The organism is Deinococcus sp. JMULE3 (assembly GCF_013337115.1).
Classification (GTDB): domain Bacteria; phylum Deinococcota; class Deinococci; order Deinococcales; family Deinococcaceae; genus Deinococcus.
Genome location: NZ_SGWE01000004.1, coordinates 1,952,539 through 1,979,103, shown reverse-complemented (window position 1 = coordinate 1,979,103; position 26,565 = coordinate 1,952,539). Strand labels below are relative to the sequence as shown.

Genomic DNA, 26,565 nt, shown 5'->3' with positions numbered 1-26,565 from the left:
TGGGGTAGGGGGCTGGGGGGTGGGGCAGCCCGCCGCCAGGCGCACCCCTTCCAATGGGGAACCCCAATGCGTCAGTCCCGAACGGTGGCCAGCAGTGATTCCAGCCCTCCCTCGTACCCGTCCACGCGTCCCCATTCGGGCAGGAAGGCTTGTGTGCGGGTGACGTCGTTGGGCACGACGACGACGTGGAGTCCGGCGGCGGCGGCGGCGGTGGCGCCGTTGAGGCTGTCTTCGACGGCGAGGCACTGGTGGGGGTGGAGGCCGAGTTGGTGGGTGGCGAGGGTGTAGAGCTCGGGGTGGGGTTTGACGCGGGTGACGTCGTCGCGGGTGGCGAGTGTTTCGAAGTGGTCGTAGAGGTGGTGGTGGTGGAGCCAGCGGGTGACCCAGGTGCGGTCGCTGCTGGTGGCGAGGGCGAGGCGGAGTCCGGCGGGTCGGATGGCGTCGAGGACGGCGCGGACGCCGGGGCGGAGGTCGCTGTGTTGGATGGTGTGGTAGATGTCGGTGCGCAGGCGCTCGTGGGTGGCGTGGCGGTCCTGTTGGACGCTGTCGGGGAGGCCGAGCCAGGGGTCGAAGGCGTCCCAGGTGCCGATGCCGCGTTGCCAGTCGTGGAGGTGGAGTTCGCGGTCGTGTTGTCGGTAGAGGGCTTGCCAGTGGGTGAATTCGGGGGTTTCGGTGTCGAGGATGGTGCCGTCGAAGTCGAAGATCACGGCTTTGATGGTCATGCGCCGAGTGTAGGGGTGGTGGGTCAGGGCGTGTGCGTGAAGTGGGCTTCACTTTGGGTGGACGCCTGCCCTGTGCTGGGGCGGGTAGGCTCGGGGGTATGGCTGAGTGGGTTCAGAATTTGATGGACAGCATGGGGTACCTGGGGATCCTGCTGTTGATGGTGCTGGAGAACGTGTTTCCGCCGATTCCGAGTGAGTTGATCATGCCGTCGGCGGGGTTCGCGGCGTCGCGTGGGGATCTGAATCTGGTGCTGGTGATCCTGATGGGGACGCTGGGGAGTGTGATCGGGACGCTGCCGCTGTATTACGTGGGGCGGGCGTTCGGTGAGGAGCGGTTGGTGGCGTGGGCAGATAAGCATGGGAAGTGGTTGACGCTGAGTGGTAAGGACATCCGGCGGGCGGACGACTGGTTTGACCGGCATGGGTCGAAGGCGGTGCTGTTCGGGCGGATGGTGCCGGGCATCCGGTCGCTGCTGAGTCTGCCTGCGGGCATGAGTGAGATGCCGATGGGGAAGTTCCTGCTGTTCAGCGCGATCGGGTCGGGCATGTGGGCGTCGTTGCTGGCGGGGGCGGGGTTCCTGCTGGGGGAGCATTACGACCGGGTGGAGGAGTACGTGGGTCCGGCGAGCCGGATCATCCTGGGCATGCTGGCGGTGGCGGCGGTGGCGTGGTTCCTGCGCCGTAAGCGCGAGCAGGAGCACGCCGAGGTGTGAGGGCTGTGGGTTGTAGGTTGTAGGAAGTCAGAGGGGCGACCGCAGATTCCGGTCGCCCCCTTTCTTTTGCCTTTCCCACTCCCCACTCCCCACTGCCCACTCCCTACAACCCCTGTTCAGTGTTCGAGGCGGATGTGCGGCAGGCGCTTGTCGAGCCACGCGGGGAGCCACCAGTTCCACTTTCCGGCGAGTTTCAGGAAGGCGGGGACGAGGACGAGGCGGACGAGGGTGGCGTCGAGGGCGACGGCGATGGCGAGGCCCAGGCCGATGCTTTTACTGGCGACGACGCGGCCGAAGATGAAGGCGCTGAAGACGATGAACATGATGATGGCGGCCGAGGTGATGATGCGGGCGGTGTGGCCGACGGCGAGGACGACGGCTTCGTCGTTGGGGTGCCCGGCGAGGTATTCCTCCTGCACGCGGGACAGCAGGAAGATCTCGTAGTCCATGCTGAGGCCGAACATCACGGCGAACAGCAGCACCGGCAGGCTGGCGTCGAGCACGCCGACGTCGCCGGGAATGCCCAGCGGTGCGGCCAGGACGCCCTCCTGCACGATCAGGGTGACGAGGCCGATGGCGGCGCCGACGGTCAGGGCGTTCATGAGGATGCTTTTCAGGGGGATCAGGAGGCTGCGGAACGCGACCATCAGCAGCAGGAACGTGCCCGCGAACACGGCGAGGACGACGGTGGGCAGGGAGTCGGTGATGGCGCGGCTGAATTCCTCGCCGCCGACGGGGGCGCCGCCGAGCAGGTAGGCGTAGCCACTGGTCTCGATGGTGTCCCGGATCTGCCGTTCGAAGGCGGGAATCTCGCGGGCGGGGAGCGTCCGGTCGGGGATGACGGTGACGCGCAGCAGGGTCCGGTCGCGGCTGAACGAGCGGGTGGTCAGGGCGCTCAGCGCGGCGAGCTGGTCGGTGCTGCCCCCACTCGTGCCCGCGAGGTCGCTGGGGGTCAGGAAGGGGCTGAGGACGCCCTTCACGCCGGGCAGGGCGCGCAGGTCCGTCACGAGCGCCTGGAACTTCGCGCGGTCCTGCGGGGTGTAGCGTTGTCCTTTCAGGTCGAGGATCACCTCGAACTGGCTGAGGAGGCCGCCGGCGCCGAGCGCCTCGACGGCTTTCAGGGTGTCGCGGCTTTCCACGCCGGGGGTGAGGCCCCACGCGCCGGCGTACCCGGTGCGGATGTTCAGGGCGGGTGAGGCGAGCAGCAGCAGGAAGGCGGTGCTGCTCAGCACGGCGATCCAGGGTCGGGCGGTGACGCGCCGCGCGAAGGCCGTCCACCCGCCGGACGCGGCGCCGCTCTGCGCCCAGTTCAGGCGCGTGAAGCGCGGGTGGTTCACGCGGTCGCCCAGCAGCGCCAGCAGCGCGGGGAGCGCGGTGAGGCTGGCGAGGACGGTCAGCAGGACGGCCAGCACGCCGCCGATCCCGATGGAGCGCACGAATGCGATCGGGGGGAGGATCAGGCCTGCCATGGCGATGGCGACGGTCAGGCCGCTGAAGGTGACGCTCCGCCCGGCGGTGTGGACGGTGCGTTCGGCGGCGAGGCGCGGGTCGGGCGTGCGGTTCAGTTCCTCCCGGAAGCGGTTGACCATCAGCAGGGCGTAGTCGATCCCGGCGCCCAGGCCGAGCATGGTGATGACGCTCTGCGCGAAGGTGCTGACGTCCATGACGTGCGTCAGGCCGTACAGGGCGGCCATGGCGACGCTGATGCTGAGCATCCCGACGGCCAGCGGGAGGCCGGTGGCGACGAGTGCGCCGAACACGACGAGCAGCAGCGCGCCGATCAGGGGCAGGGCGACGAGTTCGCTGCGTTTGGTGTCGCTCTCGGCGAAGTGGGTGAAGTCGTCGGCGATGGCCTGCCCGCCGGTGACGCGGATGTCCAGCGCGGCGCTCTCTGTCCGCGCGGTGTAGGCGCGCACGCGGCGCAGGGTGTCGCTCGCGCCGTCCAGCAGTGGAATCTGCGCGAGGGTCAGGGCCAGGGTGCCGTCCGCCGAGCGGGTGCGGTAGGGGCCGCCTCCCTGCGCGGCGGTGACGCGGGTGACGCCGGGGACGTCCTCCAGGCCGTCCAGGAAGCGCTGGTAGGTGGCGTCGCCGTCGCGGGTGCCCAGGGGCGGGGTGCTGCGGGTGACGAGGACGACGGTGTTCGTGTCGCGTTCTCCGAAGCGGTCGCGCAGCAGGTCGGTGACACGGGTGGCTTCGGACCCGGTCAGGCCCCCGGCGGGGTCGGCGGTCAGGGCGGCGGGGGCGCGGGCGGCGAAGGGGAGGCTGAGGGCGGCGGCGAGCAGCCACGCGAGCAGCACCGCCCAGGGGTGCCGGGAGACGAGTCGGCCGAGGGTGCGCATGAGCTCGAGTAGAGCACGGGTGGGCCGGGAAGACCGGGGGGCATGCGACGAAGCGCATTTATGATCAATTGGCGCCATCTTGCACCATCTGTTGACATCAGGCATCAGATGGCGCAAGATAACCTCACCTGAGAGGAGGTGCCGGTATGAACGAAGCGACGACCCCCACGGACGAGGTCCTGACCCTGGAGGAACTGGCCGCCTACCTGAAGGTGAGCGAAACCACCGCGTACACCCTGGTGCGCAGCGGTGAGATCCCGGGCCGCAAGGTCGGCCGGGAGTGGCGTTTCCTGAAAGCCCGCGTGACCCACTGGCTGATGCAGGCCGGGACGGAGGAAGACATGGAGAAGACCGGATTCGTGCAGCGCGATGAACTGGGCGGGGAATTCAAACAGGAAGGCGGCCAGGAATACGTGGCCCTCTGGCTCCCCATCACCCGCGAGGAGAAGGCCGCCCAGATCGAGAAGGCCACCCGTGACGGCGTGAACGTCAGCGAACTCGTCGCCGACTACCTCCGCAGCTGGGTCAAGGCGTAAGGGACATGGAGGCACTCATGGACAGGACCGGATTCGTGCAGCGCGACGACCTGGGCGGGGAATTCAGGCAGGAAGGCGGCCAGGAGTACGTGGCCCTCTGGCTCCCCATCACCCGCGAGGAGAAGGCCGCCCAGATCGAGAAGGCCACCCGTGACGGCGTGAACGTCAGCGAACTCGTCGCCGACTACCTCCGCAGCTGGGTCAAGGCGTAAGGGACATGGAGGCACTCATGGACAGGACCGGATTCGTGCAGCGCGACGACCTGGGCGGGGAATTCAGGCAGGAAGGCGGCCAGGAGTACGTGGCCCTCTGGCTCCCCATCACCCGCGAGGAGAAAGCCGCCCAGATCGAGAAGGCCACCCGCGACGGCGTGAACGTCAGCGAACTCGTCGCCGACTACCTCCGCAGCTGGGCGAAGGCGTAAGGGGGTTGTAGGCAGTGGGGTGTGGGGTGTGGGAAGGGATCGGAGCCCACACCCCACAGCCCACACCCCACACCCCATTCAGAACAGTTCGTCGTGCAGGCGGTAGTACGCGAGTTTCGTGTCGTCCACGAGGGCGCGGCCGTACAGGTCGAGGAACTGGGTGGCGTAGCGTTCGCCCAGTTCACTGCGGACACTGCGGTGGGCCAGGGCCAGGTCGGCGTGCCGGTCGGCGATGCCGAGGCGGCCCACGTCGATCAGGCCTTCCACGTACTCGCCGTTCAGGATGATGTTGTCCAGCGTGGCGTCGCCGTGCGTGACCACGAGGTCGTCCTGGGGGGGGCGGGTGCGGGCCAGTTCGTTGAAGACGCTCACGGCGCTGCGTCCGGCGCGCTCTTCGTCGAAGTCGCTCCCATCGATCAGTCCGGCCTGCACGCGTTCGCGGGCCAGGGGCAGGGTGACGTCCAGCGTCTGGCGGAAGGGGCAGTCCCGCAGGGGCAGGGCGTGCAGTTCCCGCAGCGCGCGGGCCAGGAGGTTCACGACCCGTTCGGGATGCAGGCGGGCGTCGGGGTGGCTCATGGGAATGCCGTTCAGGCGGGTCATGGCCAGGAAGTCCTGGTCTCCTCCGGTCTCGAAGGCCACGACCTGCGGGGCGGGAATGCGCCCGGCCAGCCAGCGCAGCCGCTCGCGTTCCTGTTGCAGGGTGCTCGCAGCGTGTGCGGTGCGGGGCTGCACTTTCAGGACGTAGCGGGTGGATTTCCAGACCTGCGCGCCGCTCTGGCCGCCGCTCACGCGTTCCCAGCGGGCGGCGGGCAGCACGCGTTTCAGGGATTCAGGGAGAGTGGGGCGGTCAGGCGCGGCAGTCACGCCGGGCAGTCTGGCAGCGCGGCGGACGTTCAGGCAAGCGTGAAGCCCGGCCCGCACGGCCCGCGCCGGGGGACCGCCATGATGAAGGGCGTGACCCGCTCCTCCCCTGCCCCGCGCCCACCGAACCCCGAACCGTCCAAGCGGGAGTGGTTCAGCGAGATCATCGGCCGCACGCGCTTCGTGGTGCTGATCGCAGTGATTGCCGTGCTGCTCGTGTCGTTCAGCCTGTTCCTGCAGGGGACGCTGCTGGCGCTGCACACCATCTACGATTCCTGGCGGGACACGTTCACGCAGGGCATCGCCAGTCAGGAGGGCAACATCGCCGTGGAATTCCTGGAGATCGTGAGCACCATGCTCAAGGCGGTGGTGTTCTACCTGATCGGGGTGGGCCTGTACTCGCTGTTCATCACGCCGCTGAACCTGACGTCCGCGCTGGGCGTCGAGAGCCTCGCGGATCTGGAGCAGAAGGTCGTGTCGGTGATCATCGTGATTCTGGGCGTGACGTTCCTGGAGCATTTCGTGCGCTGGGACAAACCGCTGGACACCCTGTACTTCGCGGGGGCGCTGGCGCTGGCGGGGGGCGCGCTGGTGTTCTTCCAGCGGGTGCACCGGGGTAGCGGTTCTGACCTGGGGCAGCCGCAGTCGAAGGTGCGCGCGCGGCAGGAACTGTTCGAGCACCACACCGAGCAGCGCCACATCGACGATCACGACGTGCAGCTGGCCGAGCAGGCCACCCAGGCCAAGCAGGAAGGCAAGGTGGACGCCGAGGAGGGCAGCGGCTGAGGTCCTGCCTCCGGAGCGCCCTGGACACCTGGCCCCCCGCGCGCGGGTACACTGTTCAGAATGAGGGTTGGTCTGCTTGAAACTCACGCCGCGCGCCTGCCGGGCTACTGGTCGGCGTTCCTGAAGGAACTGGGCTCAGAGCCGGTTCTTCCCGCCCTGGACGACGCGGAGGCGCTGGCGCTGGGCCGCGAGAGCCTCCCGAACGAACCGCTGAGCGTGCAGCTGACGCTGGGCCGCATCCTGTCGATGGGCCGCGTGGACGCCGTGCTGCTCGGGCAGTGGCCCGCCGTGAGCGGCGACGCCTGGAGTGAGGCGCTGCCGGACCTGCTCGCGCGGCGCATCAGCGGCCTGCCCACCCTGATCAGCGTGCCCGACGGCCCCGACGGGCTGGAGGGCGCGGCGACCGAACTGGGCCTGCGCGTGTCGCAGAACGCCGGTCGGGTGCGGCTGGCGCTGGAGAAGGTGCGCCCCATGGCGCAGGACCCGCGCGCGTCGCAGCCGGCCCTGACCCGCGCGAGCCGCGTGACGGTCGCCGTGATCGGCCCGCGCGCCCTGCTGAGCGAACCGCTGGTGCAGGGGCCGCTGCGCGCGGCGCTGGACGACCTGGGCCTGCACGCCGTGTTCAGTCACGAGCTGCCGGTCGCGGACGTCCTGAAACGCGCCGAGCGCCTGGAGCAGCCCCGCGCGACCGCCGGGGACCGCGAGCTGTTCGGCGCGGTGTCGATGCTGGGCGGCAAGGGCGCCGTGAAGGGCTTCATGTTCGTGAGCGGCGCGCGGGACGGCTCGACTGCGGCGGCCCTGTCCCGCCTCGCGGAGCGGCAGCACAAGCCGACGCTGCTGCTGAGCGTGGACGGTCAGGCGGACTTCCCGGAACTCGCGGCGTTCCGGGACCGCGTGACGCTGGGCGGCGTGACCCGCACCCCGGTCAGCGAGTCGGAGGGTGAGGGCGCGTGAAGCTCTGGCGCTGGCTGACCACCCCGGACCCCGCGCCGGGCTTCACGGCAGGCAAGATGCTGAAACTCACCGCGCGCGTCATGCTGTTCGCGCTGGTCGCCACGCTCCTGAGCAGCCTGCTGCAGCTGACGCCGCTGAAGGACACCCTGAACACTTGGTGGGGCAGCCTGCTGTTCGTGCTGCTGCTGTACATTCCCGCCGCGCGTTTCCTGACGATGGACACTTTCGCGCCCCGCCGCCCGGTCGCCACGCCGGGCACGGGCGCGAAGGGCGCAGCGGCGAAGGGCAGCAGCGCGCAGCGCCGCAAGGAACGCAACCGCTACGCCGGGGTCCGCAAGGGCGCACCCAAGTACGGGGGCCGCCGATAGAGTCCGGGCTCGCCCGCACGCGCAAGGCCCGTCCGGCGCGCGAGTGGGCGGGCGAACGGCTGTTCCGACCCGCCGCGCAGACCCTGGTGCCGCCCCTGGCGCGGCTGAATGTCAACCCGCAGCACGTGGTGCTGCTGCACACCGCCCTGGGCCTGTACGCCGCGCTGCTCATCCGGCGCGGCGAACGCGTGCGGCCCGCGCTGCTCCTGCAGGTCAAGACGCTGCTTGACGGTCTGGACGGGCAGCTGGCCCGCGCGACCGGGCAGACCACCGAGACCGGCCGGTACCTGGACACCGAGGGGGACCTGCTGGTGAACCTCGCGCTGAACGTGGCGATCCTGGGCCGCCCGGGCGTGCCGGTCACGCTGCTGCAGAGCCTGATCCTGACCGTGGACTTCCTGTGGGAACGGGAATACCGTGCCGCGCGCGGTGAGGTGTTCCGGGCACCCGCCGCGCAGGACGGGGATGACCCGATCGTGCTGGGGGCGCTCCAGGCCGTGTACGCCGCGTACTTCGTGCCGCAGGAGCGGGCGCTGGACCACGTCTTCCAGAGCCGACTGCGCCGCGTGACCGGGTCGGCCACGCCGGGGGCGGCGCAGCGGCAGGCGTACACGCCGCTGGCCGTGAACGCCCTGAGCGCCAACCTGGGGCTGGCCACACAGTTCCTGCTGCTGGGCGCATGCGTCCTGGCGGGGCGCCCGCACTGGTACGCGCGCAGCCTGGGGCTTCAGGTGCTGGCCCTGGCCGGCGCGCAGGTGTGGCGGGAAGCGCAGGCCCGGACAGTCGGCGCGGATCAGCCCTCCTCCAGTGGGTAGGTGCGTGCGGCGCGGGCGGCCAGGGCGATCAGGTGCGCGTAGAAGCCGCCCACGAGTGTGAACACCAGCCAGCCGGGGAAGTTCCCGATGTCCGCCAGGGAGAACGCCGCCGGGAATTCCAGCACCCAGCCCTTGGGCTGCGCGAGGTCCAGTTTCGCGAACCACGCGGCGAGGACCGCCGCGTAGATCCACAGGTAGTTGCGGTTCAGGCGCCAGCCCAGCGCGTCGGCGCGGCTCATGGGGCTGCGCGGCTTGCTCAGTTCCGCCAGCAGCAGCTGGTGCCAGCCGGGGTCCACGCGGTCGCCCAGCATGGCGGGGTAGAAGAACCGCTCCATGATCCGCACGCGGTGGTGCGCGATCTCGTACGTGCGGAACCGGCGGGCTTCCAGGCGCAGGAAGAAGTAGTTCATGAACATCGCGAACAGGAACGTCGCGTGGCTGTTGTTCACGTCGCCCAGCGCGAAGGACGACAGGCCCGCGGTGGTCACGACGGACCAGTTGGTCGTCATGTCCAGCCGCTGCCGGTACGCGGTCATCTTGCCGACCTCGGCTCGGTACAGGTGGATCAGGGCGTTGGCGGTGTTCGTGCTGTAGCTCACGTCGGTGAGGCCCGCAGCGGCCTGCGCGCCCGGTCCCAGCCCTGTTCCTGGCATCACGCCCTGCATTGTGGCACGCGCTGAGTGGCCTGCCGTTCATGAGTCTGCCCGTCAGACGACTGAAGGTCAGCAGGTGGCACACTGCCTGTGGCCTCACCCTCCCGGGGGGGGTCGGGCCGTATTGAAACTCACCCCACAAATGACCGGCCGCATATCGGCCTATGGTTTCCAGACCATTCCCACACGTCCCACTCACCGTGGCCGGGCTTTCACGCCCATCCACGCCGGAGGCTTCATGAACCGTACCCGTCTGACTGGCCTGCTGACCCTCTCCGTCCTCCTCGCCGCCTGCGGACAGACCCCCGCGCAGCTCACGCCCGACGCCACGCAGGCCAGCGCGCCCGCCTACGTGGACGGCGAACTGCTCGTGCAACTCAACGGCGGCCTCAGCAGCCAGGCCCTGACCAGCCTGGGCGCTCTGGGCGTGCAGAGCGTCGAGACGCTCGCCACCGTGAACGGCGCCGCGCTGCTGCGCGCCCGCATCACCGACGGGCAGAGCGTGACCGCCAAGGCGCAGCAGTTGCAGGCCAGCGGCGTCGTGCGCTTCGCGGAACCCAACTGGACGTACCAGACCCAGGCGCTGCCCAGCGACAGTTACTACACCAACGGCACGCTGTGGGGCATGAAGGGCAACTTCGGCTCGGGTGCCGAGACCGCCTGGGCCGCCGGGAAGACCGGCAGTGACAACGTATACGTGGGCATCATCGACGAGGGCTACCAGTTCGACCACCCGGATCTGAAGAACAACGCCTGGCTGAACCCCTTCGACGCGGTGGACGGCAAGGACAACGACGGCAACGGCTACGTGGACGACACGCGCGGCTGGGACTTCGCGAACCGTGACAATACGGTCTACGACGGCGGCACGCGCGGCAGCCTGGATGCGCACGGCACGCACGTCGCCGGGACGATCGGCGGCACCGCGAACGACGGCGGCGTGGTCGGCGTGAACCACAACGTCACGTTCATCAGCGGCAAGTTCCTGGGCCGCCGCGGCGGGAACACCGCCGACGCCATCAAGGCCGTGGACTACTTCACGGACCTCAAGACCCGCCACGGGCTGAACATCGTCGCCACGAACAACAGCTGGGGCGGCGGCGGCTACAGCCAGGCCATGTACGAGGCGATCGTCCGCGCCGCCAAGGCGAACATCCTGTTCGTCGCGGCCGCCGGGAACAGCGGCACCGACAACGACGCGACCGCCAGCTACCCCAGCAACTACGACACGACCGCCGGGGCCGGGTACGACGCCGTGATCGCCGTGGCCGCCATCGACAAGGCCGGCGCGCTGGCCTCGTTCAGCCAGTACGGGAAGACCAGCGTGGACATCGGCGCGCCCGGCGTGGCGATCACCAGCAGCGTGCCGTACAACAAGTACAGCAGCTACAACGGCACCAGCATGGCGACCCCGCACGTCACGGGCGGCGTCGCCCTGTACGCCAGCGTCAACCCGAACGCGACCGCCGCGCAGATCCGCGCCGCGATCCTCGGCAGCGCCACGCCCACCGCCAGCCTGAACGGCAAGACCGTCACCGGCGGCCGCCTGAACGTCAGCGGCTTCTAACCTCTTCCAGATCAGCGCCGTCCCCGGTGAACGGGGGGCGGCGCTGTGCTCATTGCAGGACTGTGCTCATAGCAGGAACGGGTTCGTCTGCGCTTCCGTGGCAATCGTCGTGCGCGGCCCGTGCCCCGGATACACCGCCGTGTCGCCCGGCAGGGTCAGCAGCTGCTCGCGGATGCCCGCCAGGAGCTGCGGGTGGTTCCCGCCCGGCAGGTCCGTGCGGCCGATCCCACCCCGGAACAGCGTGTCCCCCGCGACCACGAGGCCCGGCGCGGTGAACACCACATGCCCCGGCGCGTGCCCCGGCAGGAACCGCACCGTGAGGGTCAGGTCGCCCGCCGTGAACGCCTGCCCCGGCGCGATCGCATGGTCGGGATCGGCAGGCTGGATGAACGGGAGGTTCCAGCGCGCGGCACTCTGCGCGCCCGCGCGGTACAGCGGCAGGTCCGCCGGGTGCAGCCACACCGGCACCTGCAAGGCCTCGCGCAGGGGCTGCACCGCGCCGATGTGATCGAAGTGCGCGTGCGTGAGCAGGATGCCGCGCACCGTCACGCCCGATCCGCGCACCAGCGTCAGCAAGCGGTCCGCGTCGTCGCCCGGGTCAATCAGGAACCCCTCCTGCTCGGCCCCGGCGATCAGGACCGCGTTCTCCTGAATGGGACCGGTCGGCACCGACCAGAGGCGCAGCGCGCCGTGCGTGAAAGGAGCACTCATGCCCGGCAGTCTACGCCGGGGGGCCGGTCGGTCCGGTTCAGGCGTGCCCGAACGCGTCCCGCAGCGCCAGCGCGAACACCTGGAAGCTCAGGCTGGGACTGGCGTACGCCTCCAGCGCCTCCTGCAACGCCGTCAGGGCCGTGTCGGCCCGCGCGCGGACGTGCGGCGGCTGGTCCCGCCACGTGAAGCGCAGCGTCTCGGGATGCCACGCCGGGTCGAAGCGTTTCTCCAGTGCCTCGGCGGCCTCCAGCGCGGCCAGCAGGCTCTCCCCCAGCGCGTTGGTGAGTTCGCGGGCGTCCTGCAGCGCCCCGCGCACCGGGTCCGGGTCGTTCAGGACCCCGGCGCGTCCGGCGGCGAACGCCACGAGTTCCGCGTCGGGTCCCTGTCCGGCGCGCAGCAGGGCGCGTTCCAGGGCCGGGTCGCTGACCGGCGTGACGTTCAGGCGGGCGCTGCGGCTGACGATGGTGGGCAGCACGGCGCGCAGGTCCTCGGCGAGGAACACGAACAGCGCGCCGTGCGGGGGTTCCTCCACCAGTTTCAGCAGGGCGTTCGCGGCCTCCGGGCCGAGGTACTCGGCGCCCTGCACGATCACGACGCGCCGCGTGAAGGTGGGCCGCACCTCCAGGAACTCGAACACGTGCGTCTCGTACTCGCGGGCCTTGTCGCGACCGGACAGGACCGCGCCGATGGGAATCAGTTTGCGGCGCGCGACCTTGCCGGTGCTCGTCGTGGCGCGAGGCTCGACGAGCAGCAGGTCCGGGTGCGCGCCGGCCGCCAGCGCCCGGCACGACGGGCACGCCCCGCAGGCCTCGCCGTACATGCCCCGCGCGCCCTGACAGTTGTGCTGCGCGGCCACGGCGCGCGCCACGTCCAGCTTCCCGACGCGGGCCGGGCCGGTCAGGAGCAGCGCGTTGCCCCGGAAGGCCCCGGTCTGCTCCAGCAGCGGGCCGTGCAGGTCGGCGGCGGTCGTCACGGCGCTGATCGTCACCGTTACTTGCCGATCGCGAGCCGCGCGGCGAGCACCTGCGGCAGGCCCGCTTCCAGCGCCGCCTCCTGCGCGCGTTCGATGTCGTACGCGACGCGGAACACCTCGTAGTACCCGCGGACCGAGTCGTAGATGGCGTAACTGGCCTTCGGGTTCCCGTCACGCGGCTGACCGACACTGCCGGGGTTCAGGATCACGCGGGTGCTGGGCGCCACCATGTAACTCCCGCCGTCCGGGAAGGCCTGCACCTTCACCCAGTCGCCTACCGGGGAGTTGTTCAGCGTGGCGTACGCCGCCGGGACGTGCGTGTGCCCCACGAAGCCCAGGCGCCCCTGCCACTGCGCGAAGGCCTCGCGGGCCGCCGGGACGGAATCCGTGTAGTGATCCAGGCTGACGGGCGTGCCGTGTCGGTAGCGGGCGCCGACGTCCGGGTCGTCGATCCCGTCACGCCACAGCCGCACCCACGCCACATCCCGTTCGGACAGGCGGGTCAGCTGCCACGTCAGGGCCATACTGACGATCGAGTCCTTCACTTCCTTGCGCCCGTCGGCGTACTGCAGCAGCATCTCGTCGTGGTTGCCGAGCACGCAGATGGCGTCCAGTTCACGCAGGACGTCCAGGACCTCGCGCGGGTGCGGGCCGTAGCCGAGCGCGTCGCCAAGGTGGATGACCTGATCGTACCGGCGTTTCTCGGCGTCGTTCAGAACCGCCTGCAGGGCGGTGTGGTTCGCGTGGATATCAGAAAGCAGCAGCAGCCGCACACTGCCCATGATAGCGCGCCGCGCGTCTGGAACGGATGTGCGCGCCCCCCAGCCGGGGGTGAGGTCAGGGGAACACCGTCACGCGGCCCGCGCCGCGGTCCAGCCGCACCGGGGCGCCCAGCGGCAGGGTCAGCTGCGGACTGGTGTGCCCGAAATCCACGTTCGCCACGACCGGCAGGTCAGGTCGGTCCGCCTCGTGCAGGACGCGGCGCACCCAGGCGTACAGGTCCGCGACCATCTCGGGCGTGTAGCGGCGCGGGCGGGCCAGCAGCAGGCCCGCCAGCCCACCCAGGATGCCCTGCGCGGCGAGGTTGCGCAGCCAGTACCCCACCTGCCGGGGCGGGGGGACGTCCTCGCTGGTCTCCAGGGCCAGGACCGCGCCGCGCCACAGGACCGGTTCGGGCCAGCCGGGCGTGCCATTCAGCATGTCCAGCACCTCGATGCAGCCGCCCAGCAGGTGCCCCTGCGCGGGCGCGTCGCCCTGCAGCCACACCCAGCCGTCCCCGGCGTCGAAGGTCCGCGGCGTGTCCTGCGCGGCCTCGTCGGCCCAGTCCGGACTGACCTGCGTCCAGCCGGGCGCGGGCGCCAGATCGAACGGCGCGGGCGGATCGATCAGCGCACGCCTCACCCCCTGCACCACGAAGGGGTGCATCCCGCCGTTCTCCGCGAGGTCGGTCAGCAGCGCCGGACCGTGATACGCCATGACCCCGGCCCGCACGAACTGCGTGAGGGTCACGGTGGTGTCGCTGAAGCCCAGCAGCGCCTTGGGGTGCGCGCGGATCACCTCCGGGCGGAGGAACGGCAGCAGGCGCACGCTGTCGTCCCCGCCGATGATGCTCACCATCCCGTGAATGTCCGGCGCCTCCAGCGCCCAGTGCAGGTCGTCCGCGCGGGCTTGCGGGTTCGCCGCCAGGAACGCCGGGCCACGCAGCGCGTTCGGGGCGGCCACGACCTCCCACCCGAATTCCCGCGCGACCTGCCGCACCCCGGCCCGGTAGCGGTTCATGACCTCGGTCACGAAGCCGCTGGAGAGGCTCAGGGCCGCCACCCGCGACCCCGGAACCAGCCGCGGCGGACGCACGAAGACCGGGGAGTCTGCCGTCAGCACTTCAGGACCAGCCAGTGCTCGGCGTGCACGCGGCCATCGCGGTGAACGGCGTCCGGCTGGGTGCCCCACACGCGAAAGCCGCAGCGTTCATACAGTCGCCGCGCCGCGTCCTGCGAGTCCATGACGGCGAGGTGCAGGGACGTCACGCCCACCCACGAGCGCGCCAGCGCCACCCCCGCCCGCACGAGCGCCTCGCCGAGGCCCTGCCCGCGCGCCCCCGGGGCGACGGACACGCCGTACACATTGACGCGGTGCGCCAGCGGAGGGGCCGTTTCGCGCACCAGGGTCAGCAGGCCCAGCAGCTGCCCGTCCACGAAGGCCCCCAGCGTGACGCCCGCCGCGTCCGGCGCGAGACGGGCGGCCAGTGCCTCCTCAGCCTGCGCCGCGAACTCCGGGGCGGTCATCAGGAACGCCGCCGGGTCCTCCTGCAATGCCGCCAGCCGCGCCATGCGGTACGCCGGGGCGTCCTCGGGGGTCAGGCGGCGGACCTGCACGGCCGTCACACGCGCTCCGGGACGCCGCCCAGGCTCACGATCTGCGCGGGCGTCGGGCGAGTCGCGCCCACCATGCGGTCCCGCCAGTTCAGGACGTGCCCATCCGCGCGCACGTTGCGGGTCAGGCGCAGGTCCAGGTCCGTGACCAGCCAGCCCGGCTCGTTCCAGCCGAGCTGCGCGACGATGCCCTCCTCCGGGAGGCCGTTGTCCGACGGGGCGTACACGCTGGCGGCCCCGTGCGCGTCCTCGACGGCGTACGTCCAGGGGGCGTCCGCGATCAGCGGGGCGTGCAGCGCGTAGCACTGGTTTTCCAGCGCGCGGGCCATGCTGCCCACCCGCACCCGCGTGAAGCCCGCGCGGCTCCCGGTGAAGGACGGCACGACCAGCAGCTCCGCACCGCCCTCGGCGAGTTCGCGCGCCAGGGTGGGGAACTCGCTGTCGTAGCAGATGGCAATCCCGAAGCGCAGCGTCCCGCCCGGCAGGGGCAGGTCGAACACCGCCGCGCCCTCGCCCGGCGCGATGTGCCACTCCTCGGCCTCAAAGCGGGTCATCAGCAGCTTGTCCTGATGTGCGTGCGTGCCGTCCGGGCCGAACACGAACGCCCGGTTCACGAACCCCTGACCCTGCGCCACCGGATAACTTCCGGCGACGATACCCACGCCATGCTCGCGGGCCAGCCGGGCGTGCAGCGCCACGAAGTCCGGCACGAACGCCTGGAGCGCCGGGCGCATGCCGATCACATCATGATGCAGGTCCTGCGGGAGCAGGCTGATCAGTTCCAGCGGCGCGTACTCCGGGAACACCAGCAGCCCCGCGCCCTGCCCCGCCGCGTCCGCCACCCAGCGCGACACTTTCGCCTCGTACGCGGCCCAGTCCGCCAGGAAGTCCACCGGGTACGCCGCCACTGCCACCCGCACCGTCGCCACCCGCACCACCTCTGCCCGCACGCCATCACTCATGCGCCCGAGTGTAGACCCCGCGCCCACGCCGCGCCGCCGCCAGATGACCTATGTGGGAGGTTGTGGGTTGTGGGTTGTCGGCTGTGGGAGGACTGCCATTCTCCACGCGCAAGGCTCTGCTAGCGTGCGGGCATGACCACGGCAGGCGCAGTCCGGGAGAGCGTGTGGGACGACCTGATGGGCCGCCAGGCCTGCGCGTACCCGCTGCCGCCGCACGGGCACTGCCCGAACTTCACGCACGCGAAGAAGGCCGCCACGCAGCTCCTCGCGCACCCCGACCTGCAGGCACGGCACACGCTGATCGTCGGGCCGGAACGCGCGCTGCTCCCGCTGCGGCAGCAGGCGCTGAAGGCCGGGAAGACCCTGTACGTCCCCCACCAGAAAAAAGAAGGCTGGTACTGGCGCGTCACCGACCCGCGCGGCGCGCGCCTGAGCACCCTGCCCGAATACGGCGAGCCCACCCTGACCCCTGACGGCGCGCAGGCTGTCGTCCTCGCGTGCGTCGCCGTGGACACGCGCGGCACGCGGCTCGGGAAAGGCTTCGGCTGGGGCGCACGCGGCCTGAACCTGGACCTGCCCGAGTACACCCTGGCACACCCACTGATGCTCCGCGAGACCCTCCCCTGCCCCGCCGACTCCCACGTCACGCTGATCGGCCTGCCCGACCGGGTCCTGACCTGCCCCCCCTGACCCCCCCGGCGGACGGAACCCCACCCCCCCGAAGCGCGTACCATGCGGCATGAGCCAGCGAAGAACCAGCCCCGCCGTGCCCGCCCTGATCACGGTCGCCACCGTCGGCGTGGCCGCCGGCGCCGCGTACCTCGCCCGCACCCGCCAGCGCGACATCAAGGGCGCCGTCGTCAGCCGCGTCTTAGAGCGCCCCGCCGGCCGCAGCTCCTACCAGGAACTCGCCCACAGCCTCGAAACCAGCGGCACGCATCTCACCGGCCGCGCCGCGCGGGCCGCCGACACCCACGCCAACCGCGAAACCCTGGCGCACATCATCGGCATCGAACGCTGGGGCCAGTACCGCCTCGGCGCCGCGCTCGGCAAGCACCCCGACCTCAGCGCGCCCTACCACGACCACCGGCCCCCCCAGGACACCACCCTGCCGCAGCTGCAGGCCCTGATCACCAGCACCCGCGCCGCCAGCGTCGACCTCGCCCGGCGCCTCCACACCCGCCCGCCCAGCGACGACCTGACCATCCATCACAACAGCCTCGGCCCCATGACCGCCAAGGCCTGGCTGCGCTACCTGACCCACCACGCCGACCTCGAAAGCCGCAAGCTGCGCGGCGCGGCCCCCCCGACGGGGGTCATGAACGCGGCCGAAACCCACCCCGGCGCAACGAAACTGTAAGACCCCAACCCCTACCCTGAGGGCACCATGAGTGTCCTGAACAGCGTACTGACCGCCATTGTCAAAGAAGGAGCCAGTGACATCCACCTGCGCACCGGCAGCGCCCCCGCCGGGCGCATCAACGGCGAGATCAAACGCTTCGGGGAAACCCGACTCGGACACGAACACGTCGAAGCCTTCGCCCGCGAAATGATGAACGGCGCCATGTGGGACGACTTCACCACCCGCCGCGAAGCCGACTTCGCGTACGGCATCCCCGGCCTCGCCCGCTTCCGCGTCAACGCCTACTGGCAACGCGGCAGCATCGGCCTGATCATGCGCGTCATCGAGGACAAACCCATCCCCAGCTTCCAGCAGCTCGGCCTCCCCGTCGAGACCTTCGAGCAACTCGCGCAGCACGAACGCGGCCTGATCCTCGTCACCGGCCCCCACCGGCAGCGGCAAGACCACCACCCTCGCCAGCCTGCTGGACCACATCAACGCCACCCAACCCGTCAACATCGTCACCCTCGAAGACCCCATCGAGGTGCTGCACAAAGACCGCATGGCCATGATCAGCCAGCGCGAACTGGGCCTGGACACCATGAGCTTCTCCAACGGCCTGCGCGCCAGCATGCGCCAGGACCCCGACGTCATCCTCATCGGCGAGATGCGCGACAAAGAAACCGTCGAAGCCGCCCTGTCCGCCGCCCAGACCGGCCACCTCGTCTTCAGCACCCTGCACACCCAGGACGCCATCCGCAGCGTCAACCGCATCATCGACTTCTTCGCCCCCCACGAACGCGACCAGATCCGCCAGGGCCTCTCGGAAAGCATCGTCGGCATCGTCAGCCAGCGCCTCCTGCCCAAAGTCGGCGGCGGCCGCGTCCTCGGCCTCGAAATCATGCTCGGCACCCCCACCGTCCGCGAATGCATCAAAGACCCCGAACGCATGGAAGAAATCAAACAGGCCCTCCAGGAAGGCGGCGCCCGCGGCATGCACACCTTCGACCAGCACCTCGCCCACCTCGTCCAGAGCGGCCTGATGCACGAAGACGACGCCCTGCAAAGCGCCACCAGCCCCCACGAACTCAAGATCATGATGATGCGCACCAAATACGCCTGAGCGGAAGGCGACCCCTCAGTCAGCTTCGCTGACAGCTCCCCTCCCTACGGGCTCTCCGAGGCAAGGGGAGCCTTTTTTATTCCCCGGTGGCCGAGGCGATCAGGGCCGCCACACCAGGCAGGTTCCGCATGACCTCCGTGTTCCGCACGCGCAGCACCCGGATCCCCGCACCCGCCAGCACCCGCGACCGCTCGGCGTCATACATCACCGCATCCGGCGAATCATGCGACGAGCCATCCACCTCCACGCACAACCTCGCCGACGGCGCGTAGACATCCAGGATGAAGCCCAGCAGCGGCACCTGACGACGAAACCGCACGGGGTGCGACCGCAGCAGATCGAACCACAACCGCCGCTCCGCAGGCGTCATGGCCCGCCGCAGCTCACGCGCACGCGGCACCAGACGCCTCGAATGCAGGTCACGCATGCCCCGCAGCGTAACCCCTCCGACCCCTGCGGGAACCCCCTCAAGGGGAGGCAGAAAGCAGAAAAAGGCTCCCCTCTGAGGGGAGCTGGCAGCGCAGCTGACTGAGGGGTTCTCCGCGCAGCGGAGGGGTCCGCCCGCGCTTACGCCCGCATGCCGCCGTTCTGTTTGTTCATCCAGGCGGGTGGTTTGGGGGCGAAGCGGCCGAGGATGGTCTGCTGGTCGTAGGCGAGGTACGCGTCGGCCCAGGGGAAGGTGTGGTTGAGGACGCGGATGGCGTCTGGGCTGCCCATGCCGTGGTCGAGCTGGTACAGGACGAACTGTTCGGGTGTCTCGAGGCGGAGGTAGGTGGGCATGCTGCCGGCGTGTTCGTCGAGGAGGCTCTGGAATTCGCCGAGGGCGTCGGGGGTGGCGTTCTCGAGGTCAATGGTGACGTACATGACTTTGGGGACTTCGCCGAGTTGTTCGGTGCTGACGACTTCCTCGGCGATGGCGCGCAGGCCGCCGTCCTCGCTTTCGAGTTCGACGATGACGAGGGCGGGGGTGTCGTTGATGAGTTTGTCCTGAATGCGGTCGTAGGCGCGGCTGAAGGCGACGAGTTCGGTCTGGCCGCTTTCGTCGGCGAGGATGAAGCGGGCCATCATGCCGCCGGATTTGGTGGGTTTCTTGACGACGCTCTCGATCATGCCCGCGAGGACGGCCTTGATGCGTTTGCCGGGGGCGACGTTCTGCGTCTGGAACCACGTGTCGAGGTCGCTGATGCGGCAGCTGGCGGCTTCGCGCAGCCCTTCGTGCTGTTCGAGCGGGTGGCCGGAAATATAGAGACCGAGGGCTTCTTTCTCGATGCTGAGGCGTTCCAGGTCGGTGTAGGGGGTGATGCCCGCTTTGAGTCTGGGTTCGGGGGCGACTTCCTGCGCGCCGAACAGGGCGTCCATGCCGCTGTTGGCGAGTGCGGCGGCGCCCTGTGCCCAGGTCATGGATTCCTCGAGGCTCTCGAGGAGCTGGCGGCGGTCGCCGAACTGGTCGAAGGCGCCGCTCTTGATGAGGCTTTCCATGGCTTTGCGGTTGCAGACCTTGTTGCCCAGGCGGGAGCAGAAGTCCGCGAGGCTCTTGAAGGCCCCGGCGCGTTCGCGTTCCTCGAGGATCTTCAGCACGGCGCCCTCGCCGAGGCCCTTGATGGCGTACAGGCCGAAGAGGATGTCCTGCCCGACGACCGCGAAGTCGGGCGCGGACTTGTTGATGTCGGGGGGGAGGACGTGGACGTCCATCTTGCGGGCGTCGCTGACGTACTCGGCGACCTTGTCGCTGTCCTTGCGTTCGACGGTCAGCAGGGCGGCCATGAACTGCACGGGGTAGTTCGCCTTGAGCCACGCGGTCTGGTACGTGATGACGCCGTACGCGGCGGAGTGGCTCTTGTTGAAGCCGTAGTTCGCGAACGCGTCGAGCAGGTCGAACAGCTTGTTCCCCTCGTCCTTGGGCACGCCGTTGCCCTCGGCGCCCTCGACGAAGATCTGCCGCTGGCGTTTCATCTCCTCGGCGTCCTTCTTACCCATCGCGCGGCGCAGCAGGTCGGCGCCGCCCAGGGAGAATCCGGCGACTTCGGAGGCGATCTGCATGATCTGCTCCTGGTACACGGGGATGCCGTACGTTTCGGCGAGGATCTTCTGGAGGTACTGGGCGCTGTTCGGGAAGCCGTCGCGGACGTAGTCCACCTGTTCGAGGCCGTGGTGGCGGCGGACGTAGGTGGGGATGTTCTCCATGGGGCCGGGGCGGTACAGCGCCGAGAGGGCGATGATGTCCGCGAGGCGGCGCGGTTTGAGGCGGCGGCTGGCGTCGGCGATCCCGGCCCCTTCGAGCTGGAAGACGCCCTTGGTGTCCCCTCGGCTGAGGAGTTCGTAGGTGCGGGCGTCGTCGAAGGGAATGTCGTCGAAGGTGCCGTACTTCGCCTCGAAGTCGGTGCCGGATTCCTTGAGGATGCGTTTGGCTTCGTCCAGGAAGGACAGGGTGCGCAGGCCCAGGAAGTCCATCTTGATCAGGCCGATGTCCTCGACGGCCTTCATGTCGTACTGGCAGACCATGCCCGCGCCCGACGTGTCGCGCATGACGGGCACGAGATCGGTCAGTTGCGTCTTGCCGATGACGACCCCGGCGGCGTGGACGCTGGCGTGGCGGGTGAGCCCTTCGAGTTTCTGCGCGAACTCGTACGCTTCTTTCAGCTGGGCGTCCTCGTTGAGCATCTGCTGGATGTCCGGCACGGCCTCGCGCGCCTGCTCGAGGCTGTAGCTCTTGCCGAACTTGATCGGAATGAGCTTGCTGACCTTGTCGACCTTGGCGTACTCCAGGCCCATGACGCGCGCCACGTCCTTCAGGCACGCCTTGGACGCCATGGTCCCGAAGGTGGCGATCTGCGCGACCTTGTCCTCGCCGTACTTGTCCTGCACGTACTGGATGACTTCGGTGCGCCGGGCGTCGTTGAAGTCGATGTCGAAGTCCGGCATGGAGATACGGTCGGGGTTCAGGAAGCGTTCGAACAGCAGCTCGAATTCCAGCGGGTCGAGGTTCGTGATGCGCATCGCGTACGCCACCAGCGAGCCTGCGCCCGACCCACGGCCCGGCCCGACGCTGATGTCCTGATCCTTGGCCCAGTTGATGTAGTCCGCGACGATCAGGAAGTAGTCGGGGAAGCCCATGTTGTTGATGACGCTCAGTTCGTACTCGGCGCGGCGCAGGATCACCAGCGCGTGCCGGTGGTGGGCCAGCGGGTCGTCCTGCCCGGCGACGGCGGCCGCGTACGCGGGGAGTGTCCCGGCCTCGCCCTCCTGTTCCATGAGTTCCAGCGCGGGGTACTTCGTGTACTTCTCGCCCGCTGCCTTGCCGCGCGCCTCCCATTCGCTGCCCGCAAAGGCCAGCAGGGTGTACAGCGTCTCCAGGTCGCAGCTCTGCGGGTCGCAGTTCCCGGCGCGGTCCAGCACCTTCTGCGCGTCGGCGCCCAGCGCGGTCAGGGTGCGGGTCGCGTAGTCGCGCAGCAGCGCTTCCGTGGCGTGCGCCGGGTAGCGTTTCACGGTGCCGCGGTACGTCTGCACGCGCAGTTCCTCGGGCATGGTGCGGCCCTCGGGGATGGGCAGGGCGGGCATCTGGTACACGCGCTTCTTCCCGACCGGCAGGTCCACGTTGCACATCTCGGCGATCAGGGCGGTGTTGTCGAAGGGTTCCTCGCCCCACTCGCTGACCGGCAGGGACGCCTGCATCTCCTCGAGGTTCTTCACGTAGAACTCGTCGCAGGGGAACTTGAAGCGGTTCTCGTCCGCCAGGGTCGCCTTCGTCTGGATGGCCAGCAGCGTCTCGTGCGCGGTGGCGTCGCTTTTCTTGACGTAGTGCCCGTCGTTCGTGGCGACCATCCCGATCCCGAGTTCCTGCGCCCAGGCCCGCAGGATGGGGTTGTTGCGCTTCTGCTCGGGCAGCCCGTGGTCCTGGATCTCGATGAAGTAGTTCTCGCCGAACAGCTCGCGGTACCACAGCAGGCGTTTTTTGGCGTCGTCCTCGCGCCCCTGCAGGAGCAGCTGCTGCACCTCGCTGCCCAGGCACCCGGAAAAGGCGATGACACCCTTGTGGTGCTCCTGCAGCAGTTCGTGATCGATGCGCGGCTTGTAGTAGTAGCCTTCCGTGTACCCGCGCGAACTCAGGCGGCAGAGGTTCTGGTACCCCTCGAAGTCACGCGCCAGCAGCGTCAGGTGGAAGATGCCCTTCTCGCCGTCCTGCGCGCGCGTCCGGTCGCGGCGGGTGCCCTCGCCCGGCACGACGTACGCCTCGTAGCCGATGATCGGTTTGACGCCCATCCCAGTCGCGTAGTTGTAGAAGTGCACCGCGCCGTGCATGTTCCCGTGGTCCGTCATGGCCAGCGCCGGGGTCTGCCCTTCCGGCGTGACCTCCTTGGCCCACTTGAGCAGGTCCTTGAGTTTCGCCGCGCCGTCCAGCAGCGAGTACTGCGTGTGCTGGTGCAGGTGCGCGAATTTCTTCGGGGTGCAGCAGGAGCCGTCCGGAACGTGAATGTGAGGCTTCGCGGAATCGGCAGGGGCGGTCATCCAATCAGGATAGAGCCCGCCCGGTCACGGCGCTGTGACACCGGGACTTGACGCGCCGGGCGTCACGATCAGCACCGAATGGAACGCCTGCCCCCGCAGCCAGGAGGCCAGTTCAGGAGCCGGGGCCGCGCCCGATGCCGGGGCCGGGTCGCGCCGGGACACAGCGGTCACGGTGAACGGCTGGGTGTCGTCCTCGGTGATGCGGCGCAGCGGCACGGTCCACTGCCCGCCCGTCACGCCGCCCGCCTGCCGGAAGGGCAGGTCCAGCTCCACGGGCTGTCCGGCGTCCGTGAAGGTCAGCCGCTCGACCTGCACCCACGCGCGCACCGTGTCCGCGAAGGACCGCCCCTGCGGGAAGTCCTGCCACGCGACCAGACACAGCGAGTCCGGCTGCACGCGGCCCGCCGGGAAGTCCCGGCAACTCACCCGCGTGAAGCCCAGTATCTTGGCGGACGTCCACTGGCTGAGTACAGCGTACCGGGCGGCAGACTGCCTTCCCTGTCGTGTCACGTCCTGCATAGCCCACGCGAACATGCTCCCCATCAGCGCCAGCGGCACGGCGTACAGGAGAACAGCCGTCCGCAGCGGCAGGGGCGGCAGAGCAGGCAGCGTCCGCAGTTCCGGGTGCCGCCAGAGTTGAATGGGCGCGGGCGCCTTCCCCAGGGTGCCCAAGGCCCCCCAGTAGGCGTGCGCGTACGCGCCGAAGAACAGCGCCTGCACCAGGAACCACCAGGGGAACAAATCCATGACCCGGTCCGCCAGGCGTGACAGGGGACTGCTGACCAGCAGCACGGCCAACCCGGTCAGCATTCCCAGCAGGAACACCCCCTGCAGGACCAGCATCAGCCGGAACGGGCCAGGGCGCGGTCGGAACTGCGGGCCGTCCTCACGGGCCGGGGTCGAGGTGCGCTCAGTCATGGGCGCGCTCCAGGGTGGCCTGCGCCAGGGGCAGCGCCGAGTCGGGCAGGGGCGCGGCGCGGCCCACGATCACCGGGCCGTCGTACCGCAGTGTGAACGGCACCTGCCGCAAGCCAGCGCGCAGCGTAATCTTCGCTTCACCCGTCACGCGGTCCCCCTGGCGGGTCAGGGGCAGGGTGCCGCCCGCGATCCGGCCCCCGGCATCCGTGACCGCCGACTGCAGCAGTTCGGCCATCAGGGGACCATCCACGTTCGCCTGCACTCGCGTGCACGACCGGGCAGCACCGGACGCGCAGGAGGTGGCCCGCAGTTCGACCTCACGGGCGCTCTGCACAAACGCGTTCAGGCTCAGAGCGTCGCCACGCTGCGCCTGAACGCGGTCGATCAGCAGCGCGCCGCCCAGCAGCAGCGCCAGGGTGGGCAGCAGGTAGAAGGGCAGCGACGCCCGCCAGTCCCGGACCGGCCGCTCGCCCCGCACGGGCCACAGGGCGTGCAGCAGCGTCCCGAGGGCCGCGCCCAGGATCAGCGCCGCGCCGATCAGGCTGAACCAGGGGAAGTCCGCTGCGGGGCGCTGCACGTCGCGGATCAGGCCGGGAACCTGCAGGGCAGCGGCGGCGCCCATCAGGGCCGCGCTGATCAGCATCTGCCGTCGAAGGTTCATGTCCCGCCAGAGTACCGGCCCCGGTGGCGGTCCGCACGCCGATCCGCGGACCCGTTCAATGTGGAAGGAGCGTAAGAACCCTGCAAGGGCGGGCAGGGCACCCTGTACTCATGAAACCGGGTCAGCTGGAGTTGAGGGTGGCGTACATGCTGTTCGCCCTGCTGATCCTGGAGTCGTTCCTGGTGGCGCTGCTCGTGCCGCGCCCGCAGGCGTTCGTGGTGATCCTGCCGGTCCTGGCGACGCTGGGCGTGGCGGGCTGGCTGGCGCCGCGACTGGTGCGGATGCTGCGCGGGCACCGCGAGTTGAAGGAAGCGTACGGGCAGGAGCTGCACTTCGCTCGGCAGGTCATGGAGTCCGTCGAGCACGGCCTGACCGTGACGGACGAGGACGGGCGGTTCGTGTTCGTGAACCGGGCGTACGCGCGGATGCTGGGCCTGACGCCCGAGCGGGTGCTGGGACGCACGCCGTTCGAGTTCACGGTCCGCGAGGACCACTCGGCGCTGCGTGACGCGCGCGAGCAGCGCTCGGCAGGCACGTCGACCACGTACCGCACGCGACTGCGCCGCCCGGACGGGTCGCTGCTGGAGGTCGTGATCACGGGCTCGCCCCGCTGGCACGCCGGGCGGATCGTGGGGAACGTCGCGGCGGTCGTGCCGCTACGCGAGCTGCGGGACGCGGACGACGGGGCGTAGCGTCAGCACCGTTCAGGGAAGGTCAGTACAGCTTGTCGAGCACGTCGTCTTTCATGACGAAGGCGTTGTCGCGGGTGGGGAATTCGCGGGCGCGGACGTCGGCGGCGTACGCGGCGATGGCCTCGCGGGCGGCGCGGCCCAGTTCGGCGTAGCGCCGGGCGATCTTCTTCTCCTCGCCCTCGTAGATGCCCAGGAGGTCGTGCGTGACGAGCACCTGCCCGTCGCAGTTCACGCCCGCGCCGATCCCGATGGTGGGGACGGTCAGGCGTTCGCTGATGAGGCGCGCCAGCCGCGCGGGGATGGCTTCCAGGACCACGCTGAACGCCCCGGCGTCCTCCAGGGCCAGGGCGCCGTCCAGGGTGGCGCGGGCGCCCGCGTCGTCCTTGCCCTGCACGCGCAGGCCACCCTGCGCGGTGGCGGTCTGCGGCATCAGGCCCACGTGGCCCATGACGGGAATACCGTTGCGGGTCAGGGTCTGCACGACCTGCAGGATCTCGGGGGTGGCGCCTTCCATCTTGATGGCGTCCGCGCCGGTCTCCTGGATGACGCGCACGGCGTTGCGCATGGCGTCCTGCACGCCGGTGTGGTACGTGCCGAAGGGCAGGTCCACGACCATGAACGTGTCTGGGGCGCCGCGGCGCACGGCGCGGGCGTGGTGGATCATGTCGCCCAGCGTGACGGGCGCGGTGCTGTCGTAACCCAGCACGACGTTCCCCAGGCTGTCCCCGACCAGGATCAGGTCCACGCCAGCGGCCTGCGCGTGTTTCCCGCCGGGGTAGTCGTACGCGGTCACCATGACCAGCGGCTGCGCGGAGTGCTGCAACTCCGGAATGCTGCGTTTCATGCCCGGAGCGTAGCAGGGCGCGCGGGAGGGGAACGGTGACCGGCGCAGGGAACAGGCGGCGGGAGTCTGCGTCCGGTTCAGTCCCCGATGTCCGTGAGGTTCATGGCGCGCAGTTCGTGCGGAAGCCGGGTGGGGTGCGCTGCGGCAGGGGGGCGACCGGTCAGGCCGCCCCCCTGATCGGTGCCTGCGGCGTCAGTTCTTGATGACCTCGCCGTAGCTGTGCAGCACGAGGTAGATGATCCAGCCGGTCACGGCGACGTACAGCCACACCGGGACCGTCCAGCGGACCCAGGCGCGGTGCTTGTTGAAGTAGCCGCGCGCGGCGGGCAGGTCGATGTTGTTCAGGTTCCCGGCGGCCCGCAGGCCCCTGTACGCGTTCCACAGGGCGCCCAGCGCGAGCGGGAGGTTCGCGGCGGCCAGGATGATGTGGCTGATCAGCAGCACGAAGTACGCTGCGCGCCACTCCTCGGGCCCGGCGTATTTCTTCTCGTAGCCCAGGCCCAGGCGGGTCAGGTACAGCACGAGGAAGATGGTGGCCAGGGTGCTGGCGACGATCATGGCTTTCATGTGGGCTTCTTTCAGCCCGCGTTTGATGAGGTACACGCCCACGCACAGCGCCAGGCCGCTCAGGATGATCGTGATGACCGCCCACTGGTTGATGGTTTCCGCCATAGTCCCGCCCAGTGTACGGGCGTGGCCGAAGGTCAGGTGTCCGGGGTGGGG

The 26,565-nt window shown here is 69.8% G+C and carries 28 protein-coding genes and 1 pseudogene; 13 read left to right on the top strand and 16 right to left on the bottom strand.

The window, feature by feature from the left end; genetic code table 11:
* Positions 1 to 71 precede the first annotated feature (71 nt).
* Positions 72 to 722, bottom strand: coding sequence for an HAD-IA family hydrolase (locus EXW95_RS12485; RefSeq protein WP_174367713.1), 651 nt, complete (start codon positions 720 to 722; stop codon positions 72 to 74).
* A 98-nt stretch (positions 723 to 820) separates the two neighbouring features.
* On the opposite strand from EXW95_RS12485, the gene EXW95_RS12480 reads away from it, so the two are divergent.
* Positions 821 to 1,435, top strand: coding sequence for a DedA family protein (locus EXW95_RS12480; protein WP_174367712.1), 615 nt, complete (start codon positions 821 to 823; stop codon positions 1,433 to 1,435).
* A gap of 116 nt (positions 1,436 to 1,551) precedes the next feature.
* Here the strand turns inward: EXW95_RS12480 and EXW95_RS12475 are convergent, their stop codons facing one another.
* Positions 1,552 to 3,774, bottom strand: coding sequence for an MMPL family transporter (locus tag EXW95_RS12475; protein WP_174367711.1), 2,223 nt, complete (start codon positions 3,772 to 3,774; stop codon positions 1,552 to 1,554).
* A 146-nt stretch (positions 3,775 to 3,920) separates the two neighbouring features.
* Between EXW95_RS12475 and EXW95_RS12470 the strand changes: the two genes are divergently transcribed.
* From EXW95_RS12470 to EXW95_RS12460, 3 genes are read left to right on the top strand one after another with little or no spacing between them, the layout of a single operon-like run.
* A complete protein-coding gene (locus EXW95_RS12470) occupies positions 3,921 to 4,310 on the top strand; it encodes a helix-turn-helix domain-containing protein (protein ID WP_174367710.1) in 390 nt (129 codons plus the stop codon).
* 17 nt (positions 4,311 to 4,327) lie between these two features.
* The gene (locus EXW95_RS12465; protein WP_254605607.1) at positions 4,328 to 4,522 is read left to right on the top strand and encodes a hypothetical protein; all 195 of its coding nucleotides are present in this window, start codon (positions 4,328 to 4,330) and stop codon (positions 4,520 to 4,522) included.
* A gap of 17 nt (positions 4,523 to 4,539) precedes the next feature.
* Positions 4,540 to 4,734 (top strand): hypothetical protein, encoded by a 195-nt coding sequence (locus EXW95_RS12460; protein WP_254605605.1) that lies wholly within the window; start codon positions 4,540 to 4,542, stop codon positions 4,732 to 4,734.
* 78 nt (positions 4,735 to 4,812) lie between these two features.
* Here EXW95_RS12460 and EXW95_RS12455 read toward each other — a convergent pair whose 3' ends face one another.
* On the bottom strand, positions 4,813 to 5,598 hold the full coding sequence (locus tag EXW95_RS12455; protein WP_174367709.1) for an APH(3') family aminoglycoside O-phosphotransferase: 786 nt from the start codon (positions 5,596 to 5,598) through the stop codon (positions 4,813 to 4,815).
* Between the two features lie 90 nt (positions 5,599 to 5,688).
* On the opposite strand from EXW95_RS12455, the gene EXW95_RS12450 reads away from it, so the two are divergent.
* The 4 genes from EXW95_RS12450 to EXW95_RS12435 all read left to right on the top strand — a co-directional run bounded on the left by EXW95_RS12450 (position 5,689) and on the right by EXW95_RS12435 (position 8,518).
* A complete protein-coding gene (locus EXW95_RS12450) occupies positions 5,689 to 6,381 on the top strand; it encodes a YqhA family protein (RefSeq protein WP_371810049.1) in 693 nt (230 codons plus the stop codon).
* A 60-nt stretch (positions 6,382 to 6,441) separates the two neighbouring features.
* Positions 6,442 to 7,335 carry a hypothetical protein gene (locus EXW95_RS12445; protein WP_174367708.1) on the top strand — a complete coding sequence of 298 codons (894 nt, stop codon included), beginning with the start codon at positions 6,442 to 6,444 and terminating at the stop codon, positions 7,333 to 7,335.
* A complete protein-coding gene (locus tag EXW95_RS12440) occupies positions 7,332 to 7,703 on the top strand; it encodes a hypothetical protein (protein ID WP_174367707.1) in 372 nt (123 codons plus the stop codon). Before EXW95_RS12445 ends, EXW95_RS12440 begins: the two co-directional genes overlap by 4 nt.
* Before the next feature lie 86 nt (positions 7,704 to 7,789).
* Positions 7,790 to 8,518: a CDP-alcohol phosphatidyltransferase family protein gene (locus tag EXW95_RS12435; protein ID WP_371810048.1), complete on the top strand. Its 729-nt coding sequence runs from the start codon at positions 7,790 to 7,792 to the stop codon at positions 8,516 to 8,518.
* Here EXW95_RS12435 and EXW95_RS12430 read toward each other — a convergent pair.
* Positions 8,497 to 9,171 carry a DUF2270 domain-containing protein gene (locus EXW95_RS12430; RefSeq protein ID WP_160975891.1) on the bottom strand — a complete coding sequence of 225 codons (675 nt, stop codon included), beginning with the start codon at positions 9,169 to 9,171 and terminating at the stop codon, positions 8,497 to 8,499. The two genes, EXW95_RS12435 and EXW95_RS12430, sit on opposite strands and share 22 nt — an antisense overlap.
* A 238-nt stretch (positions 9,172 to 9,409) precedes the next feature.
* On the opposite strand from EXW95_RS12430, the gene EXW95_RS12425 reads away from it, so the two are divergent.
* A complete protein-coding gene (locus tag EXW95_RS12425; RefSeq protein WP_174367706.1) occupies positions 9,410 to 10,738 on the top strand; it encodes a S8 family peptidase in 1,329 nt (442 codons plus the stop codon).
* A gap of 66 nt (positions 10,739 to 10,804) precedes the next feature.
* Here the strand turns inward: EXW95_RS12425 and EXW95_RS12420 are convergent, their stop codons facing one another.
* From EXW95_RS12420 to EXW95_RS12395, 6 genes are read right to left on the bottom strand one after another with little or no spacing between them, the layout of a single operon-like run.
* A complete protein-coding gene (locus EXW95_RS12420) occupies positions 10,805 to 11,449 on the bottom strand; it encodes an MBL fold metallo-hydrolase (protein WP_174367705.1) in 645 nt (214 codons plus the stop codon).
* Between the two features lie 37 nt (positions 11,450 to 11,486).
* Positions 11,487 to 12,422: a DNA polymerase III gene (locus EXW95_RS12415; RefSeq protein WP_371810047.1), complete on the bottom strand. Its 936-nt coding sequence runs from the start codon at positions 12,420 to 12,422 to the stop codon at positions 11,487 to 11,489.
* A gap of 17 nt (positions 12,423 to 12,439) precedes the next feature.
* On the bottom strand, positions 12,440 to 13,204 hold the full coding sequence (locus EXW95_RS12410) for a metallophosphoesterase (protein ID WP_174367703.1): 765 nt from the start codon (positions 13,202 to 13,204) through the stop codon (positions 12,440 to 12,442).
* A gap of 55 nt (positions 13,205 to 13,259) precedes the next feature.
* The gene (locus EXW95_RS12405) at positions 13,260 to 14,276 is read right to left on the bottom strand and encodes a S66 peptidase family protein (RefSeq protein ID WP_371810045.1); all 1,017 of its coding nucleotides are present in this window, start codon (positions 14,274 to 14,276) and stop codon (positions 13,260 to 13,262) included.
* A gap of 20 nt (positions 14,277 to 14,296) precedes the next feature.
* Positions 14,297 to 14,806, bottom strand: coding sequence for an N-acetyltransferase family protein (locus EXW95_RS12400; protein ID WP_371810044.1), 510 nt, complete (start codon positions 14,804 to 14,806; stop codon positions 14,297 to 14,299).
* Positions 14,803 to 15,756: a carbon-nitrogen hydrolase family protein gene (locus EXW95_RS12395; protein ID WP_174367702.1), complete on the bottom strand. Its 954-nt coding sequence runs from the start codon at positions 15,754 to 15,756 to the stop codon at positions 14,803 to 14,805. Before EXW95_RS12395 ends, EXW95_RS12400 begins: the two co-directional genes overlap by 4 nt.
* Before the next feature lie 132 nt (positions 15,757 to 15,888).
* Here EXW95_RS12395 and EXW95_RS12390 point away from each other — a divergent pair, with 132 nt between their 5' ends.
* The 3 genes and pseudogenes from EXW95_RS12390 (at position 15,889) to EXW95_RS12380 (ending at position 18,221) form a co-directional block, all read left to right on the top strand.
* A complete protein-coding gene (locus EXW95_RS12390; RefSeq protein WP_174367701.1) occupies positions 15,889 to 16,446 on the top strand; it encodes a 5-formyltetrahydrofolate cyclo-ligase in 558 nt (185 codons plus the stop codon).
* 49 nt (positions 16,447 to 16,495) lie between these two features.
* Positions 16,496 to 17,116, top strand: coding sequence for a DinB family protein (locus EXW95_RS12385; protein WP_174367700.1), 621 nt, complete (start codon positions 16,496 to 16,498; stop codon positions 17,114 to 17,116).
* Positions 17,117 to 17,143: 27 nt separating this feature from the next.
* Positions 17,144 to 18,221, top strand: a pseudogene (locus EXW95_RS12380) (PilT/PilU family type 4a pilus ATPase).
* A 76-nt stretch (positions 18,222 to 18,297) separates the two neighbouring features.
* Here the strand turns inward: EXW95_RS12380 and EXW95_RS12375 are convergent.
* The 4 genes from EXW95_RS12375 to EXW95_RS12360 form a co-directional block, all read right to left on the bottom strand.
* Complete coding sequence (locus EXW95_RS12375) at positions 18,298 to 18,648, bottom strand: endonuclease domain-containing protein (RefSeq protein WP_174367699.1); 351 nt, start codon at positions 18,646 to 18,648, stop codon at positions 18,298 to 18,300.
* 140 nt (positions 18,649 to 18,788) lie between these two features.
* Positions 18,789 to 22,727: a DNA polymerase III subunit alpha gene (gene dnaE / locus EXW95_RS12370; protein WP_174367698.1), complete on the bottom strand. Its 3,939-nt coding sequence runs from the start codon at positions 22,725 to 22,727 to the stop codon at positions 18,789 to 18,791.
* A gap of 24 nt (positions 22,728 to 22,751) precedes the next feature.
* Positions 22,752 to 23,645 carry a hypothetical protein gene (locus EXW95_RS12365; protein WP_174367697.1) on the bottom strand — a complete coding sequence of 298 codons (894 nt, stop codon included), beginning with the start codon at positions 23,643 to 23,645 and terminating at the stop codon, positions 22,752 to 22,754.
* Positions 23,638 to 24,306, bottom strand: coding sequence for a hypothetical protein (locus EXW95_RS12360; protein WP_174367696.1), 669 nt, complete (start codon positions 24,304 to 24,306; stop codon positions 23,638 to 23,640). The genes EXW95_RS12365 and EXW95_RS12360 overlap by 8 nt, the downstream gene beginning before the upstream one ends.
* A gap of 110 nt (positions 24,307 to 24,416) precedes the next feature.
* Between EXW95_RS12360 and EXW95_RS12355 the strand changes: the two genes are divergently transcribed.
* The gene (locus EXW95_RS12355; RefSeq protein WP_174367695.1) at positions 24,417 to 24,998 is read left to right on the top strand and encodes a PAS domain S-box protein; all 582 of its coding nucleotides are present in this window, start codon (positions 24,417 to 24,419) and stop codon (positions 24,996 to 24,998) included.
* 22 nt (positions 24,999 to 25,020) lie between these two features.
* On the opposite strand, the gene panB is transcribed toward EXW95_RS12355, so the two are convergent.
* Both panB and EXW95_RS12345 read right to left on the bottom strand, forming a co-directional pair.
* Positions 25,021 to 25,842: a 3-methyl-2-oxobutanoate hydroxymethyltransferase gene (panB, locus tag EXW95_RS12350; protein ID WP_174367694.1), complete on the bottom strand. Its 822-nt coding sequence runs from the start codon at positions 25,840 to 25,842 to the stop codon at positions 25,021 to 25,023.
* 192 nt (positions 25,843 to 26,034) lie between these two features.
* Positions 26,035 to 26,514, bottom strand: coding sequence for a DUF420 domain-containing protein (locus tag EXW95_RS12345; RefSeq protein WP_174367693.1), 480 nt, complete (start codon positions 26,512 to 26,514; stop codon positions 26,035 to 26,037).
* Positions 26,515 to 26,565 lie beyond the last annotated feature (51 nt).